The sequence below is a fragment of the Halosaccharopolyspora lacisalsi genome, from assembly GCF_014137975.1.
Lineage (GTDB): Bacteria > Actinomycetota > Actinomycetes > Mycobacteriales > Pseudonocardiaceae > Halosaccharopolyspora > Halosaccharopolyspora lacisalsi.
In genome coordinates, this window is the sequence record NZ_JACGWZ010000001.1 from 1,035,226 (window position 1) to 1,051,076 (window position 15,851).

At 69.3% G+C, this 15,851-nt stretch carries 17 protein-coding genes; 13 read left to right on the top strand and 4 right to left on the bottom strand.

All coding sequences use genetic code 11. From position 1 onward, the window contains the following. Positions 1-126 precede the first annotated feature (126 nt). The 5 genes from dop (at position 127) to pafA (ending at position 5,193) form a co-directional block, all read left to right on the top strand. The gene (gene dop, locus FHX42_RS05015; RefSeq protein WP_182542949.1) at positions 127-1,623 is read left to right on the top strand and encodes a depupylase/deamidase Dop; all 1,497 of its coding nucleotides are present in this window, start codon (positions 127-129) and stop codon (positions 1,621-1,623) included. A 182-nt stretch (positions 1,624-1,805) separates the two neighbouring features. Next, positions 1,806-2,003, top strand: coding sequence for a ubiquitin-like protein Pup (locus FHX42_RS05020; protein ID WP_182542950.1), 198 nt, complete (start codon positions 1,806-1,808; stop codon positions 2,001-2,003). A gap of 97 nt (positions 2,004-2,100) precedes the next feature. After that, on the top strand, positions 2,101-2,946 hold the full coding sequence (gene prcB / locus FHX42_RS05025; RefSeq protein ID WP_182542951.1) for a proteasome subunit beta: 846 nt from the start codon (positions 2,101-2,103) through the stop codon (positions 2,944-2,946). A gap of 62 nt (positions 2,947-3,008) precedes the next feature. After that, positions 3,009-3,743 carry a proteasome subunit alpha gene (prcA, locus tag FHX42_RS05030; RefSeq protein ID WP_182542952.1) on the top strand — a complete coding sequence of 245 codons (735 nt, stop codon included), beginning with the start codon at positions 3,009-3,011 and terminating at the stop codon, positions 3,741-3,743. A 91-nt stretch (positions 3,744-3,834) separates the two neighbouring features. Next, positions 3,835-5,193 carry a Pup--protein ligase gene (pafA, locus tag FHX42_RS05035; protein ID WP_182542953.1) on the top strand — a complete coding sequence of 453 codons (1,359 nt, stop codon included), beginning with the start codon at positions 3,835-3,837 and terminating at the stop codon, positions 5,191-5,193. Positions 5,194-5,214: 21 nt separating this feature from the next. Here the strand turns inward: pafA and FHX42_RS05040 are convergent, their stop codons facing one another. From FHX42_RS05040 to FHX42_RS05055, 4 genes are read right to left on the bottom strand one after another with little or no spacing between them, the layout of a single operon-like run. Further along, positions 5,215-6,687: a glycosyltransferase family 39 protein gene (locus FHX42_RS05040; RefSeq protein ID WP_182542954.1), complete on the bottom strand. Its 1,473-nt coding sequence runs from the start codon at positions 6,685-6,687 to the stop codon at positions 5,215-5,217. A 38-nt stretch (positions 6,688-6,725) separates the two neighbouring features. Next, on the bottom strand, positions 6,726-7,418 hold the full coding sequence (locus FHX42_RS05045) for a hypothetical protein (RefSeq protein WP_182542955.1): 693 nt from the start codon (positions 7,416-7,418) through the stop codon (positions 6,726-6,728). Further along, the gene (locus tag FHX42_RS05050) at positions 7,415-8,290 is read right to left on the bottom strand and encodes an ABC transporter ATP-binding protein (RefSeq protein WP_182543523.1); all 876 of its coding nucleotides are present in this window, start codon (positions 8,288-8,290) and stop codon (positions 7,415-7,417) included. The genes FHX42_RS05045 and FHX42_RS05050 overlap by 4 nt, the downstream gene beginning before the upstream one ends. Positions 8,291-8,304: 14 nt before the next feature. After that, positions 8,305-8,664 (bottom strand): GntR family transcriptional regulator, encoded by a 360-nt coding sequence (locus tag FHX42_RS05055; protein WP_182542956.1) that lies wholly within the window; start codon positions 8,662-8,664, stop codon positions 8,305-8,307. 183 nt (positions 8,665-8,847) lie between these two features. On the opposite strand from FHX42_RS05055, the gene FHX42_RS05060 reads away from it, so the two are divergent. From FHX42_RS05060 to FHX42_RS05095, 8 genes are all read left to right on the top strand, one after another. After that, positions 8,848-9,411: a hypothetical protein gene (locus FHX42_RS05060; RefSeq protein WP_235986892.1), complete on the top strand. Its 564-nt coding sequence runs from the start codon at positions 8,848-8,850 to the stop codon at positions 9,409-9,411. Positions 9,412-9,568: 157 nt separating this feature from the next. Further along, positions 9,569-11,038 carry an amidase gene (locus FHX42_RS05065; RefSeq protein ID WP_182542957.1) on the top strand — a complete coding sequence of 490 codons (1,470 nt, stop codon included), beginning with the start codon at positions 9,569-9,571 and terminating at the stop codon, positions 11,036-11,038. 295 nt (positions 11,039-11,333) lie between these two features. After that, positions 11,334-12,317, top strand: a complete 984-nt coding sequence (locus FHX42_RS05070) for a helix-turn-helix transcriptional regulator (protein ID WP_182542958.1) — start codon at positions 11,334-11,336, stop codon at positions 12,315-12,317. After that, positions 12,314-13,282: a helix-turn-helix transcriptional regulator gene (locus tag FHX42_RS05075; RefSeq protein WP_182542959.1), complete on the top strand. Its 969-nt coding sequence runs from the start codon at positions 12,314-12,316 to the stop codon at positions 13,280-13,282. The genes FHX42_RS05070 and FHX42_RS05075 overlap by 4 nt, the downstream gene beginning before the upstream one ends. A gap of 18 nt (positions 13,283-13,300) precedes the next feature. Continuing rightward, positions 13,301-13,510, top strand: a complete 210-nt coding sequence (locus FHX42_RS05080; protein WP_182542960.1) for a bacteriophage holin — start codon at positions 13,301-13,303, stop codon at positions 13,508-13,510. A gap of 55 nt (positions 13,511-13,565) precedes the next feature. Further along, on the top strand, positions 13,566-13,835 hold the full coding sequence (tatA, locus tag FHX42_RS05085) for a Sec-independent protein translocase subunit TatA (RefSeq protein WP_182542961.1): 270 nt from the start codon (positions 13,566-13,568) through the stop codon (positions 13,833-13,835). 96 nt (positions 13,836-13,931) lie between these two features. Beyond that, on the top strand, positions 13,932-14,801 hold the full coding sequence (gene tatC / locus FHX42_RS05090; RefSeq protein ID WP_182542962.1) for a twin-arginine translocase subunit TatC: 870 nt from the start codon (positions 13,932-13,934) through the stop codon (positions 14,799-14,801). A gap of 56 nt (positions 14,802-14,857) precedes the next feature. After that, positions 14,858-15,769 carry a diacylglycerol/lipid kinase family protein gene (locus FHX42_RS05095; protein WP_182542963.1) on the top strand — a complete coding sequence of 304 codons (912 nt, stop codon included), beginning with the start codon at positions 14,858-14,860 and terminating at the stop codon, positions 15,767-15,769. Positions 15,770-15,851: the final 82 nt, after the last annotated feature.

Genomic DNA, 15,851 nt, shown 5'->3' on the forward strand with positions numbered 1-15,851 from the left:
GCCGACCGGTGCGTGACGTTCGACCAAACGGTCCCGCCCTCGCGAGGCCGAATGGAGTAGTGACAGTGCACCGTGATCGGGAACACGGTGTGCCCAAAGCCCGCCGTAGCCCGTAGGCTGCGGGGTATGCGGCGGATCATGGGAACCGAGGTGGAGTACGGAATCGCAGTTCCCGGCGATTCCACGGCCAATCCGGTGTTGACCTCCACTCACATCGTGCTCGCCTACGCGGCGGCGGCCGAGATCCCCCGGGCGCGACGCGCGCGCTGGGACTACGAGGTCGAGTCGCCACTGCGCGATGCTCGCGGGTTCGATCTCGGGGCGTCGTCGTCCCAGGCCAACGGTTCGGAGGGCGACGACCTGGGAGCGGCCAACGTCATCCTCACCAACGGTGCGCGACTCTACGTCGACCACGCCCACCCCGAGTACTCGGCGCCCGAGGTCACCAACCCGCGTGACGCGGTGGTCTGGGACAAGGCCGGTGAGCGCGTCATGGAGGAGGCGGCCCGGCGTGCGGCCAGCGTGCCCGGCACCTCGCCGATGCAGCTCTACAAGAACAACGTGGACGGCAAGGGTGCCAGCTACGGCACCCACGAGAACTACCTGTGCTCGCGGAACACCCCGTTCACGTCGGTGATCTCGGGGCTCACGCCGTTCTTCGCCACCAGGCAGGTGATCTGCGGGGCCGGGCGGGTCGGCCTCGGCCAGGCGGGGGAGCGACCGGGTTTCCAGCTGTCCCAGCGCGCCGACTACATCGAGGTCGAGGTGGGGCTGGAGACCACGCTCAAGCGCGGCATCATCAACACCCGCGACGAACCGCACGCCGACGCCGACAAGTACCGCAGGCTGCACGTCATCGTGGGGGACGCGAACCTGGCCGAGACCTCCACGTACCTGAAGGTGGGCACCACCGCGCTGGTGCTCGACATGATCGAGGCCGGATGGCGCTTCGACGACCTCAAGTTGGCCGATCCCGTCCAGGCCATCCACGCGATCAGTCACGACCCGGAGCTGCGTCAGCAGGTGGAGCTCGCCGACGGCAGGCGTTTCACCGGCCTGGACGTGCAGCGCGCCTACCACGAGCGGGCGGCCGAGTACGTGGAAAGCCACGGCAGCGAGTCCGCGCGCGAGGTCCTCGACACCTGGGGCGAGGTCCTCGACCTGCTCGGTGGCGATCCGATGGACTGCGCCGACCGGCTGGACTGGCCGGCCAAGCTCCAGCTGCTGGAGAACTACCGCGGTCGCGACAACCTGGGCTGGGCCTCGCCGCGGCTGCACATGATCGACCTGCAGTACTCCGACGTGCGCATGGACAAGGGCCTGTACAACCGACTGGTGGCGCGCGGTTCGATGCGGCGGTTGATCGACGAGGAAGAGGTCCGCCGGGCGGTGGAGGCCCCGCCGGAGGACACCAGGGCCTACTTCCGCGGTCGGTGCCTGGAGCGCTACCCGTCCGCCGTGGCCGCCGCGTCCTGGGACTCGGTGATCTTCGATCTGGGCCGGGACTCGCTGGTGCGGATCCCGACCCTGGAACCGTTGCGGGGCACCCGTGCCCACGTGGGCGAGTTGCTGGATTCGGCGGCCAGCGCCGAGGAACTCGTGGACTCCCTCACGAACGGGTGACCCCTCCACGAATGGGTGAGTCGTGCCCGAGTGGGGCCGGATCGGCGGTAAAAAGATCCCAAAAGACTCGTGTGGATGTGGGCGAATCGGGGGCTGGCTAGGTAGTGTTCACACCAGGATGCACCGGAGAACGGAAGGTTCTTCGCCCGCGGCATCCGTGAGGGCAACCACCGGGAGGCGAGATGTCCCAGGACAAGGTACAACGCCACGGCGACGGCGACGGTGACGACGAGGAAAGCACGGGAACCGAAGCCGCCGGTCAGGAACGCCGCGAAAAACTCGGCGAGGACGTGGACACCATCCTGGACGAAATCGATGACGTCCTGGAGGAGAACGCCGAGGACTTCGTACGGGCCTACGTTCAAAAGGGTGGCCAGTAACCACCGAGCGCGGCGCCGGTCGGTCCGGCCCGGACCGACCGGCGCGCGTGCGTCCGCTTGATCAAGTAGTCACTTCGAGCAGGAGACGATGTCGCTGATGGAACCCAGCACGGCTCGGAACTTCCCGGGTCAGGCCCTGCCTCCCGCCTACCTCACCCCGGGGTCCTCCTCGTTCACGGACTTCCTCCGCAACGCCGCCCCCGAATTGATGCCCGACCGCGAGGCACCGCACAGCCATGTCGAAGCGCCGCACGGCACGACCATCGTCGCGCTGACGTTCCGCGGCGGGGTCCTGCTGGCCGGGGACCGGCGGGCCACGATGGGCAACGTCATCGCCCAGCGCGACATGGAGAAGGTCTACGTCACCGACGACTACTCGGCCGTGGGGATCGCCGGTACCGCCGGGATCGCCCTGGAGATGGTGCGGTTGTACGCCGTCGAGCTCGAGCACTACGAGAAGCTCGAGGGGGTGTCGCTGTCGCTGGACGGCAAGGCCAACAAGCTCGCCACCATGCTGCGCGGCAACCTGGAGGGAGCCATCGCGGGCCTGGCGGTGCTGCCGCTGTTCGTCGGTTACGACCCCGAGGCCGATGATCCCGAGCGCGCCGGCCGGATCGTCACCTACGACATCACCGGTGGCCGCTACAACGAGACGGCCGGTTACCACGCGGTCGGTTCCGGTTCGGTCTTCGCCAAGTCCGCGCTGAAGAAGCGCCACGACCCGGAGGCCGGCCTCGACGCGGCGGTGCGCAGCGCTGTCGAGTCGCTCTACGACGCCGCCGACGACGACACCGCCACCGGTGGCCCGGACCTGTCCCGGCGGATCTACCCCTCGGTGGTGACCGTGACCGGTCCCGAGGGGGCGGTGCGGCTCCCGGAGGAGCGGGCCGCCGCCGTCGCCGAGGAAGTCGTCGAGTACCGCAGGCAGCACCCGGGCGGCTGAGCCGCTTCCCGAGCACACCCCCTCGCCAAGCGCCGCACGATTCGAGCCAGGAGTTCACAACCGTGACGATGCCGTTCTACACCTCGCCCGAGCAGTTGATGCGGGAGCGTTCCGAGCTGGCCCGCAAGGGCATTGCCCGTGGCCGCAGCGTGGTGGTGTTGAAGTACGCCGGTGGCGTGATGTTCGTGGCCGAGAACCCCTCGACCACTCTGCACAAGGTTTCCGAGATCTACGACCGCATCGGTTTCGCCGCCGCGGGGCGCTACAGCGAGTTCGAGAACCTGCGCATGGCCGGGATCAGGATGGCCGATGTCAAGGGCTACTCCTACGACCGCCGCGACGTGACGGGCCGGGCGCTGGCCAACGCCTACGCCCAGACGCTGGGTTCGATCTTCACCGAGCAGGTCAAGCCCTTCGAGGTGGAGATCTGCGTCGGCGAGGTGGGGCGCACGGCCGAGCAGGACCAGCTCTACCGCCTGACCTACGACGGCTCGATCGTGGACGAGCCGCAGTACGTCGTGATGGGCGGTCAGGCCGAGACGATCACGACGATGCTCAAGGACTCCTTCACCGACGGCCTGGAGCTGCGGGACGCCATCCAGCTCGCGGTCCGGGCCTTCTCCTCGACGGGGGAGAGCACGCGAGCGCTGGGGGTGGGGCAGCTCGAGGTGGCGATCCTGGACCGCTCCAGGCCGCACCGCACCTTCCGGCGGCTCACGGGATCGGCGTTGCAGGAGCTGCTCCCGGAGCCTTCGTCGGAGGAGGAGTCGGCCGAGAGTTCGAACGGTGAGAGCTGAACCGAATCAGTCGTCCCACGGTGTGACACGGTTCGCGCGAACCCTCGAACGGCGGACCGCTGATAGCGCCCGAGAAGCCTAGGCTGGGTATATGCAGCGGAGGATCTTTGGCATCGAGACCGAGTTCGGGGTCACGTGCACCTTTCACGGTCAGCGCAGGCTCTCCCCGGACGAGGTGGCCAGATACCTGTTCCGACGGGTCGTGTCGTGGGGGCGTTCCTCGAACGTGTTCCTGCGCAACGGGGCCAGGCTTTACCTCGACGTGGGCTCTCATCCCGAGTACGCCACCGCCGAGTGCGACGACCTCACCCAATTGGTCACCCACGACAAGGCCGGCGAACGCATCCTGGAGGACCTGCTCGCCGACGCCGAGCGCAGGCTCGCCGACGAGGGCATCGGCGGCGACATCTTCCTGTTCAAGAACAACACCGACTCGGCGGGCAACTCCTACGGTTGCCACGAGAACTACCTGGTCGGTCGTTCCGGGGAGTTCTCCCGGATCGCCGACGTGCTGTTGCCGTTCCTGGTGACCCGGCAGCTCATCTGCGGGGCGGGCAAGGTGCTGCAGACCCCGCGCGGAGCGGTGTACTGCCTGTCGCAACGTGCCGAGCACATCTGGGAGGGCGTGTCCAGCGCGACCACCCGCTCCCGACCGATCATCAACACCCGCGACGAGCCGCACGCCGACGCCGAGCGCTACCGCAGGCTGCACGTGATAGTAGGCGACTCGAACATGTCCGAGGTGACCACCCTGCTCAAGGTCGGTACCGCCAACCTGGTGCTGGAGATGGTCGAGCAGGGCGTGCAGTTCCGCGACTTCAGCCTGGACAACCCGATCCGGGCCATCCGCGAGATCAGCCACGACGTGACGGGTCGCCGACCTGTGCGACTGGCCGGTGGCAGGGAAGCTTCGGCGTTGGACATTCAGCGCGAGTACTACGAGCGCGCGGTGGAGCACGTGGCACGGCGCGGTTCCGACCCGATGACCGACCGCATCATGGACCTGTGGCGCCGCGCGCTGGAGGCGGTGGAGACGCAGGACTACTCGCTGATCGACCGGGAGGTCGACTGGGCGATCAAGCACCGGCTGCTGGAGCGCTACCAGAGCAAGCACGGCCTGGAACTGTCCAGTCCGCGCATCGCCCAGCTCGACCTCTCCTACCACGACCTGCGGCGCGGCCGAGGATTGTTCGACATGCTCCAGCGCAAGGACCTGGTGGACCGGGTCACCGAGGACGGTGAGATCGAGGCGGCCAAGGACACGCCACCGCAGAGCACGCGGGCCAAGCTGCGGGGGGACTTCATCGCCGCGGCCCAGTCCGCGGGTCGGGACTTCACCGTCGACTGGGTCCACCTCAAGCTCAACGACCAGGCGCAGCGCACGGTGCTGTGCAAGGACCCGTTCCGCGCCGTCGACGAACGCGTCGAGCGCCTGATCAGCTCGCTGTAGCCGATCGGGCGCCCGGTCGCGTCAGGAGACGTCCAGGTGCCGTAGCCGTGGCCAGAGCGAGTCCCAGGGCTCGTGCTTACCGGTGCACAGCCACACGCTCGCGTCTCGACCACCCTCGGCGACCTCGCGGACCTCGGTGAAGTACGGCCGCACCTCGTCGGGGTTGGAGCCGACGTAGAGCACCGCGTCCTCGTGCTCCGGAGGTGGTGGGAAGTAGCCGTAACCGCGGTTGGTGCTGTGGGCCTCCGGGAGGTCGTAGCGCGGCGAGTAGCTGTCGATGTAGGCGGCGACGATGTAGGACTGGCCCACGATGGCCGTGTGCTGCCGCTGGTCGGGTGGCAGTGCGTGGTACGCGGCGGCGGTGCGCTGCGCGATCCCCGACCCGGCGATGCCGGACTGGGTGGCTGCGGTGGACGCCGTCATCAGCATGCCGACGGCCGCGGCGGCGCTGAGCGCGTAGGCGGGCCAGGCGACCCAGCCCCAGCGGCGCCTGCCGGCCTCCCTGCGCCGTTGTAGTCCCAGCGCTCCGGCCGCGGCGACGAGTCCGTACAGCCCACCCAGGTAGTACGGACGCCCCGCTACGGCGACGAAGAAGACGTACAGCACGAGGAACGTCACCCCGAGGAAGCGGTAGGTGCGCAGCTCGTCGGCGCGCAGCAGCCGCCACAGCCCGTAGAGCGACAGCACGGTTCCGGCGACGCCGGCGCAGAGCACGAGCGTCACGGCGATGCCGGGACGACCTCCGTAGAGAACCTGTGCCTCAGCGGCCAGCACGCCGCCCATCCTCAGCTGCGGCCAGCCGTTGAGGGCCTGCCACACCAGGGTCGGCAGTGCGATGAGCGCACCGATCCCCGCTCCGGCCCACAGCTTCGGCCTGCGCAGCAGTTCCCTCGGGCCGAACACCAGCACGCCGAGCAGCAGCACCGCGCACAGCAGCAGCACCTGGAACTTGGTCTGAGCGGCGATCCCGGCCACCGCGCCCAGTACCAGCAGCAGTCGGTCGTCGCGCCGCCGCAGCCAGCGGACCAGCAGCCAGACCAGCACCAGCCACTGGACGGGCTCCAGGGCGTACGGCGTGAGCCAGTGGCCGGCCATGCTGATCCACAGCGTCGTGGCCTGGGCGCCGGCGGTCAGCGCCTGCGCGCGGCGGTCGCCCCCGAGCTCGCGGGCGATGAGCGCCGCGACGACGACCGCGGCGGTGGTGGCGAGCACGGCGGGCAGCCGCAGCGCGACGATCGACCCCGGGGCGATCCCGTCCATCAGCGTGGCCAGCAGCGGCGTCAGCGGTGGTTGGTCGGCCGAACCCCAGTCGAGGTGGTTGCGGCCGATGGCCAGCATGTACGCCTCGTCGAACCAGTACCCACCGGCGAAGCTGGCGGCGAAGTGGGCCACCGCGACCACCGCGGCGATCGGGAGTACCGCCCACTTGGCGAACGGCGGCACCGTCTCACTCGTGCTGGTGGAGCCATGAGGTCTGAGAGTGGTTTGTTCCATGCCGATCTCCTCGGGTCGTTCTTCGGTCGGTTCGCTGGTCAGGGGGTGGCGCGACGGAGCATGAGGAAGTTGACGGCGGCCAGCACGAGTGTCAGCAGGGCGGGCCAACCGGCCAGCAGGGCCAGCGAGGACTGGTCGGCGAACCACGCCCCGATGGCTCCCCACCAGCGCAGCCACGTCACCAGCACGGCCAGACCGCCGAAGACGACCAGGGAGGCGATGGCCAGGGTGTACATACCGATTACGCCCCAGCGCTTGAAGGTCACGCCGAAGAACATCCCGAGGGAGGAGACCAGCAGCGTCGGGACCGCGTAGGCGAGCAGTTGCAGCAGGACGTTGCTCTGCTGGAGGAATTCGACGCCGAAGAACGGCAGCGACACGCCCCAGCCCCCGGTGGCGCTCTCGACGAGCTCTAGCACGGTGAGCACGGCGCCGTAGCCCAGGGACTGGACCAGGGCCATCAGGCAGGTGGCGAGGTAGAAGGTTCTCCGCGTCACGCTCATCCCGAGGATCATCGGGAAGTACTGCGTCATCGTGACGACGTAGGCGACGAGCACGACGACGTAGAACGTCACCAGCCCACCCGTGTGCGCGTCCTCGTTCGACGTGTTGATGAGCGCGAACACCATCAGGTTGACGAGGAACGCTCCGCCGAGGACGAGCCAGGGCATTCCCAGGGTGCTGGGCCACGCGGCGAGCTGGACCCGTGCGGTGGCGAGGATGCGGTTCATCGGGAGGACTCCTTCGAGGAGGTGTTGCGGGTGGTGGTGTGCACCACGAGCTGCTGCAGCGACACCGGTTCGAGCTCCACGCCGTGGCCGCGGGCGCGCGTGCGATCGGCGGAGGCGCCCGTGTTGCGCACGGTCACCCGCGCGAAGCCGCCCACCTGCTCGCGGTGCAGCTCCTCGTGCTCGGCCGTGAACTCGTCGACCGCCGCGGTCGGGCCGGTCACCGTGACCGCGTGCTCCCGCAGCGTCTCGGCGTCCTGGTCCAGCAGCATCCGGCCGCCGTCGATGAGCAGCACGTGTTCGATGAGGTCGCTGACCTCGTCGATGAGGTGGGTGGACAGCACCACCGTGCGCGGGTTCTCGGCGTAGTCGGCCAGCAGCCGGTCGTAGAACAGCTGCCGGGCCACCGCGTCCAGCCCCAGGTAGGGCTCGTCGAACAGGGTCAGCGGGGCGCGGGAGGCGAGTCCGATGACGATGCCGACCGCCGAGAACATGCCCCGCGAGAGCTTGACCACGCGCCGGCTCGGGGGCAGCTGGAAGTCCTCCAGCAGGGACTCGGCGAACTCCTGGTCCCAGTTCGGGTACAGCGCGCGTGCGGCGCGCAGGACGTGTCGCACCCTGAAGTTGTCGGGGTAGCGCTGGCTCTCCTTGATGAAGCTGACCTGCGAGAGCACCGCCTCGTTCTCGTAGGGGTGGGAGCCGAAGACCTCGATCCGGCCGGAACCGGGCAGGGCCTGACCCGTCAGCAGTCCCATCAGGGTGCTCTTGCCCGCGCCGTTGCGGCCGAGCAGACCGGTGATCGTGTTCTCCCGGACGGAGAGACTGACGTCGTCCAGCGCGGTGACGTCGCCGTAGCGCTTGGTCACCTCGGACATGCTGATGACGGGGTTCACCGTTGGTCCTCCCAGCTTTCGATCATGCTTTTGAGCTCCTCGGTGCTCAGACCGAGCTTGCGGGCCTCGACGAGCAGCGGATGCACGTACTCGTGGGCGAACCGTTCCCGGCGCCGTTGGCGGATCTTGGCCTGTGCGCCCGTGGCGACGAACATTCCGATACCTCGCCTCTTGTAGAGAATCCCGTCGTCGGCCAGCTGGTTGATTCCCTTGGCCGCGGTCGCGGGATTGATCCGGTGGAAGGCGGCCAACTCGTTGGTCGAAGGCGCTCGGGTCTCCTCGGCCAGCGATCCGTCGATGATCGAGCTCTCGACCTGGTCGGTGATCTGGCGAAAGAGCGGCCGCCCCTCGTCCATCACGGTGTCCCGCTTTCCGGGGCGTCTAGGTTGGTTGGTTCATTAGTCATGTAGCTAACCATGCAACCAGTAAACCCGAATGTCAAGCTGCTCAACCGAGCAACCGATGGGGCGGGTGTGGCGTCTTCTCGGTGACGGGTAATCCGTCGCGATCGAGGGACTTTCGACAGCAGGGAGAACGAAATGAGCAGTTCACAGGGAATGCGGCCCGTCCTCGCGGTGCTGTTCGCCACCGTGGTGATGATCGGCGGCGGGGCCACGGCCGCGGCGTCCCCGGCGCCGACGGCTGATCCGGCACAGTCGGCTGCGCCGGGAGTGCGTGACGTCGACTGGCACGACGCGACGCTGCCGCTGCCGCCGGTGGGCTCCTGCCCGCGCAACACGGTCGACTTCACCGACGGCGAGGGGCGTGTGGATGACTCGATCTATCGCTTCACACCGGACAGGGAGATCCATTACGCCGACGTCACCGGTGAGGGCGTCACCGACGCGCTGATCTTCATGGACTGCGGGCCGCCCGCCTCGGAGTACTCGACCTCGCTGATCGGCATGACCACCCGTGCCGACGGCACGGTGCGTGCGCTGGGCACCGTGGTCAGCACCGGCGTGTGGACGCACCAGCCCACCGACGTCGCGGTCCACGGCGGCCTCATGGCGGTGACGATCACCGACATCGAGACCGACCGGACCTGGATCCAGTACTACCGCTGGGCCGCCTCGGCCCGGGCCTTCGTCCGCGTCGGCTGACGCACTCGCCGGTCAACCCGGATGCATCCCCGGGCGTCGGCCATGTGGGGGATGCCCTCTTGCCGAGTTCGCCGGTGCGCAGATGGTCCCAGCGTCCCCTGGCCCAGCCCGCCGTTTTCCGATAGGGAGACAGGAGAGACGGTCGAAAGGTGGCGGCGTGGACTACGCGGAGTACCGCAAACACGACGGCGTGGCACTGGCGGAGCTGATCCGCGACGGGGAGGTTCCGGCGAGCGAGGTGCGTGAGGCGGCCATCGCCCGGGCCGAGGGGGTCAACCCCCTGATCAACGCGATCACCCGGCCCAGGTACGAGGCCGCCCGCGACGAGGACCGGGTGGGTTCCGGGCCGCTGGCCGGAGTGCCCTTCCTGCTCAAGGACCTGCACCAGGAGTGGGCGGGCACGGTCTCCAGCGGCGGTTCGCGGGGACTGCTGCGCGTCCCGTCGACGCGGACCGCGGAAGTGGTGCGCCGCTGGCTCGACGCGGGGCTGCTCGTCCTCGGCCGTACCAACACGCCCGAGTTCGGTGCCAAGCCGATCACCGAACCCGAGGCTTTCGGCCCGACGCGCAATCCCTGGGGACTGAGCCGCACCCCCGGAGGTTCCTCCGGGGGTGCGGCGGCGGCGGTCGCCGCCGGGATCGTGCCCGTGGCGGGAGCCAGCGACGGCGGCGGTTCGATCCGGATCCCGGCGGCCTGCTGCGGGCTCTTCGGGCTCAAACCGGGGCGGGGACTCGTTCCCGCCGGACCGGAGCGGGCGGAGAACTTCCACGGCGCGGCCCTGGACGGCGTGCTCTCGCGCAGCGTTCGCGACAGCGCCGCCGCGCTGGAGGCGGTGGTGGGTCCCGACCCCGCCGGGCCGTACTCTCCGGGGACGCCGGAGCGGGGATTCACCCGCGAGCTGACGCGTGATCCCGGCCGACTGCGGATCGGGTTCAGCGCGGAATCGGCGTTGGGAGCACCGCACCCCCATGCGGAGGCGGCGCTGAACGACGCCGCCGGTCTCCTGGCCGAGCTGGGCCACGAGGTCGAACCGGTGGAATCGCCGGTGGACCTGGACGCGCTGGCGGTGGACTTCCTGCGGGCCTGGTCGGTGAAGCTGGCCGCCTCGATCGACGAGGCCGTGCGGGCCGGTGCGCCCCCGGACTCCTTCGAACTCGACAGCCGACTGCTTGCCGCCGTCGGTCGCGGCGTCAGCGGCCCGGAGTACTCGGCGACGCTGGACCGCTGGCACCGGCACACCCGGAAGCTGGCCGATTTCCACCAGCGCCACGATCTGCTGCTGACCCCGAGCCTGGCCGGGCCCCCTGTCCGCATCGGCCAGCTCGCCACGCCCTCGCTGCTGCACGCGGCGGGGCGGATGGCGCTGACGCTGCGGATGGGGCCGGTGCTGCACCGCTCCGGGCTGGTCGACCGGATCGCCCGGGAGAACCTGCGGCACGTGCCCTACACCCAGTTGGCCAACATCACCGGGCGTCCGGCGATGTCGGTGCCGCTGTACTGGACCCCGGACCGTCTTCCGCTCGGGGTGCAGTTCGTCGGCCCGCTGGCGGGGGAGGGTGTGCTCTTCCGACTCGCTTCCCAGCTCGAACAGGCGCGGCCCTGGTACCACAACGAACCGGGCCCCTGAGACGAGTACATATTTTGGGTCAACTTGCGTAGCGGGTCAGGTAGGGGAACCTCAGGCACCGCCTCGCTGTGGGATCCCCGACCTCGAGTAGGTACTACGCCACGTCGGGGCTTTCCGCGCGAGGCGACGTCTGAGAACCCCCGGCGGGTCGGCTTGCGTGCTTGGAGGAAAGCGGCTTCGCCGCTTGCCTGACGAACTGTGCAGCTTGAGCAGGTGGTTCCCGCGAACCCGCGTCCTCACGTCCCCACCGCCCGCCCGCTCCGCACGTGTGTTGGTGGGGCGCTAGAGTTGTGCGGTGGCCACCGCGCGCGCCGAACGCCTGGTGAACCTGGTGCTGTGTCTGCTGTCCACCCGCCAGTACCTCACGGCGGAGCGGATCCGGGGGATCGTGCCCGGCTACGCCGACGCAGCCAGCGAGGAGGCGTTCTACCGGAGTTTCGAACGTGACAAGGCCGAGCTGCGCGATCTCGGGGTGCCCCTGGAGACCGGACGCAACTCGGCGTTCGACCTCGTCGACGGGTACCGCATCGCCCGTCGGGACTACGAACTCGGTGACATCGACCTGAGTCCCGACGAGGCCGCTGCCGTCGCCCTGGCGGCCCGTTCCTGGGACTCCCCCGAGTTCGCCGGAGCCGCCCGCAGCGCACTGCTGAAGCTGCGTGCCGCCGGAGTGGACGTCGACGAGAACGCCTCGGCCTCGCTCGAACCGAAGGTGCGTACGGGCGAACCGGCGTTCGCGCCGCTGCTGGCCGCGGTGCGGACCGGCCGGGCCGTGGTCTTCGACTACCGCCGCCCGGGAAACAGCGAGGTCGGTCGGCGCACGGTCGAGCCGTGGGGCGTGGTTTCCTGGCGAGGGCGCTGGTACGTGGTCGGCCACGACCGCGATCGTGACGCGCGGCGTTGTTTTCGGCTTTCGCGCATCTCCGGTGACGTCGCCACCGTCGGTGCGGCAGGGGTGGTGCGGCGCCCCGACGACATCGACCTGCTGGGGATCGTGGCAGGGCAGGAGCGTGCGGCGCCACCGAGCACGCGAGCTCGCCTGTGGGTGGCGAGCGGGTGCGCTCAGGGGGTGCGGCGCTGGGCCACGCGCACGGGTGATTACGAGCTCGACGGGGTCGCCGGGGACCTGATGGAGCTGGAGCTGGGCTATCCGGAGTCGGCGGCGGGCTGGATCGCCGGGTACGGCCCGGACGTGGTCGTCGTGGAGCCGGAGATCCTGCGCAAGGCGGTCCGCGAAGCCCACATCGGCGTGGCCGAGCAACGGGAGCGAGTCCGATGAGCGGCGCGAACGAACGACTCCGAAGGCTGCTGGCACTCGTGCCCTACCTGCTGAGCCGCCCCGGTGCCTCCGTGACCGAAGTGGCCGCGGACTTCGGCGTCAGCAGGCAGCGGCTGCGGCGGGATCTGGAGCTGCTGTGGATGTGCGGGTTGCCCGGTTACGGCCCGGGTGACCTGATCGACCTGTCCTTCGAGGGCGAGACCGTCACGGTCACCTACGACGCGGGGATGCGCCGGCCGCTGCGCATGACCGCGTCGGAGGCCACGTCCCTGTTGGTGGCGTTGCGGGCACTGGCCGAGACGCCGGGTGTCACCGAAGCCGACGCGGTGCGCCGTGCGCTGGTGAAGGTGGAGGACGCCGTCGGACAGGCCCGTCCCACCGGGGTCGTGGTGGAGCTGGCCGACCAGGACGCGGCGACCTCCGGCGTGCAGGCGACGGCGCGGGACGCCACGGCCAGGGGATGGGCGCTTCGGATGCGGTACTACACCGCCTCACGCGACGAGGTCACCGATCGCACCGTGGACCCGATGCGCATCGTGCTGGTCGAGGGGCGCGCTTATCTGGAGGCGTGGTGCCGGCGGGCCGAGGGGGTCCGGTTGTTCCGCATGGATCGCATCGACGGGATCGACGTCCTCGACGAGCCCGCCGCACCACCGACCCGGGCAGCCCCGGGCGACTTCTCGGAGGGCCCGTTCCGGCCGCTGCCCGACCAGCCCGAGGCGGTGCTGGAACTCGAGCCGGAGGCCCGCTGGGTGGCCGAGTACTACCCGGTCGACGAACTCACCGAGCTCTCGGAGGGCCGGGTGCGCGTGCGCATGCGCTACACCGACCGGGCGTGGATGGTGCGGCTGGTCCTCGGTCTCGGCGGCCGGGTGCGGGTGGTGTCTCCGCCGGAGCTGGGGACACGGGCACGTCACCGTGCGTACGAGGCGCTGGAGCGGTCACGTCATCTGCCGTTTCCCTGAGGGCGTTACGGTGAGCGCGTGCCTTATGTGTTGAGCCTCGGTCTGCTGGTGCTGGGTCTGGTTCTGCTGGCCTTCGTGTCGGTCGCGACGTATCGGGCGGTGCGTCGCTTCAGTGCCGTGCGAAAACAGGTCGCCGACGACCTCGGTGACCGGGCTGGCGTGCTCGGTGCCCGAGTGGCGGGCCTGCGAACGGCGTTCGCACATCCTCGTGATAAGGCTATCGATTAAGTCCTCGCCCCGCGTATCATCACCGTTGCAGGTCTCTAGTGAAAGGTGTGGACGAATGGGTTTTCCTGGTGGGTGGGAGCTCGTACTCATAGTCGGCGTCCTGGTACTGCTGTTCGGGGCGACGAAGTTGCCGCAGATGGCTCGGTCGCTGGGTCAGTCCGCGCGCGTGTTCAAGGCCGAGACGCGCGGGATGAAGCAGGACGACGAAGCGGCCAAGAACGAGAAGTCCTCCGAAGAGCCGCAGCAGCTGACCTCCGGTGAGCAGAGCGCCCCCAAGACGGCGTCGCCCATCGAGGACACGCAGCGCGACAACACCAAGAGCTGAGCTGGAGACACGGTGGAAGGGAGCCCACTTCACCGTCTGAACCCGTTCCGCCGTGGTCGTCGCAGATGGGGCCGTCGGCACAATCCCGACGGCACCATGACGCTGATCGATCACCTCTACGAGCTGCGGTATCGCCTCGGAGTGGCGATGCTGGCGATCGTGGCCGGTGGCATCTTCGGGTTCTGGTGGTTCGCGAACTCGCTGTTCGGATTGCCCACGCTGGGTGATTTCGTGACCGGTCCGTACTGTGATCTGCCGAAGAGCGTGCGCTTCAGCCCCGAAGGGCAGGGCTGCCAGCTGATGCAGACCAAACCGTTCGAGGTGTTCACCCTTCGGCTCAAGGTGGGTCTCTCGCTCGGCGCGGTGATCCTGAGCCCGGTCTGGCTCTACCAGCTCTGGGCCTTCATCACCCCCGGGCTGCACGCCAAGGAGCGCAGGTACGCCGGAACCTTCGTGGGGCTGGCCAGCGTGCTGTTCACCTGCGGTGCCGCACTGGCCTACTTCGTGGCCCCCAAGGGCCTGGCGTTCATGGCCGGTTTCGGCGGGGAGGCGTTCTTCACCGCGCTGACAGGTGGCGAGTACATCAGCTTCGTGCTGCTGATGCTGCTGTTCTTCGGCATCAGCTTCGAACTGCCACTGATCATGGTGATGCTCAACCGGGCGGGAGTGGTCAGCTACGCCAAGCTCAAGAGCTGGTGGAGAGGCAGCGTGTTCGTGCTGTTCGTCTTCGCCGCCATCGCCACGCCCGGTCAGGATCCGTTGTCGATGATGGTGCTCGCCGCGGCGCTGTGCCTGCTCTACGTCGTCGCCCTGGCGATCTGCCGTCTCCAGGACCGGTCGAAGGCTCGCAAGCTCGAGGGGATGGGCGCGACCGATCCCGACGAGGCCTCCGACCTCGACACCGCCCCGTCCTCGTTGGACGTGACTCCCTCGGCAACGCCGCGGGGACACGACGACGCGACGTGACGGTTCTGTGATGGGTTCTGGTCACCGCGTGGGTGGATGAGCGAGGATGCTGTCTCGTGCGCAGCGTGCTGTTGGTCAATCCCCTCGCCGGTGACGGCGTGGCCGCGAGGTTGGCCGGCCCGGTGGCCGACCACCTTCGCTCGGTGGCGGAGGTCTCGGTGGTCACGGCCGCCTCGGCGACGGCGAGCGGGCGGAACGCGACCGGGGCCGTGGCCGAGGGAGCGGGCGTGCTGGTCGTGCTCGGGGGCGACGGACTGGTCCACGAGGCGGTGCAGGCGTGCGCGGGCACGGACACCGCACTGGCGGTGATCCCCACGGGCACCGGGAACGACCTGGCTCGCGCGCTGGGAATGCCGCTGGATCCGCTCACGGCGGCCCGCGTCGTCGCCGAGTCGATCAGCACGGCATCCGTGTCCGTCATCGACCTGGGCGGTGCCGTCGGCGGTGAGTGGTTCGCCACGGTGCTGTGCGCGGGTTTCGACTCGAAGGTCAACGCCCGCGTGAACCGGATGCGGTGGCCGCGCGGCAAGCGGCGCTACGACCTCGCCGTGCTGCGGGAGCTGCTGGGGCTGGCCGCGATGCCCCTGCGCGTCGAAACCGAGCGGGGCGGGATCGAGACGGCGGCGACCCTGGTCGCGGTGGGCAACACGAGCCACTACGGCGGTGGCGTCCCGATCTGCCCGGATGCCGACCCGACCGACGGCCTGCTCGACGTGACCGTCGTGGGCGAGGTGACCCGCCGGGATCTGCTGGGTATCCTGCCTCGCCTGCGCACCGGGCGACACGTCGACCACCCGGCGGTGCGGACGCTGCGCACGAGCAGCGTCCGGTTGTCCGGGGAGAACGGGTGGTTGGCCTTCGCCGACGGGGAACCGCAGGCCCGACTGCCGCTGACGCTGCGGTGCTCCCGGGAGAAGCTGCGCGTGATTCGCCCGCGCCGTGGGGACCGAAGGCCCGGAGAGGCGTGAGTCCCGTTCCTTTCGGCGCGCGTCGCCGACATGATGGCGTTGGTATGAAAACCTGGGGGCGTGGCTGAAAGCCGTTCGAACA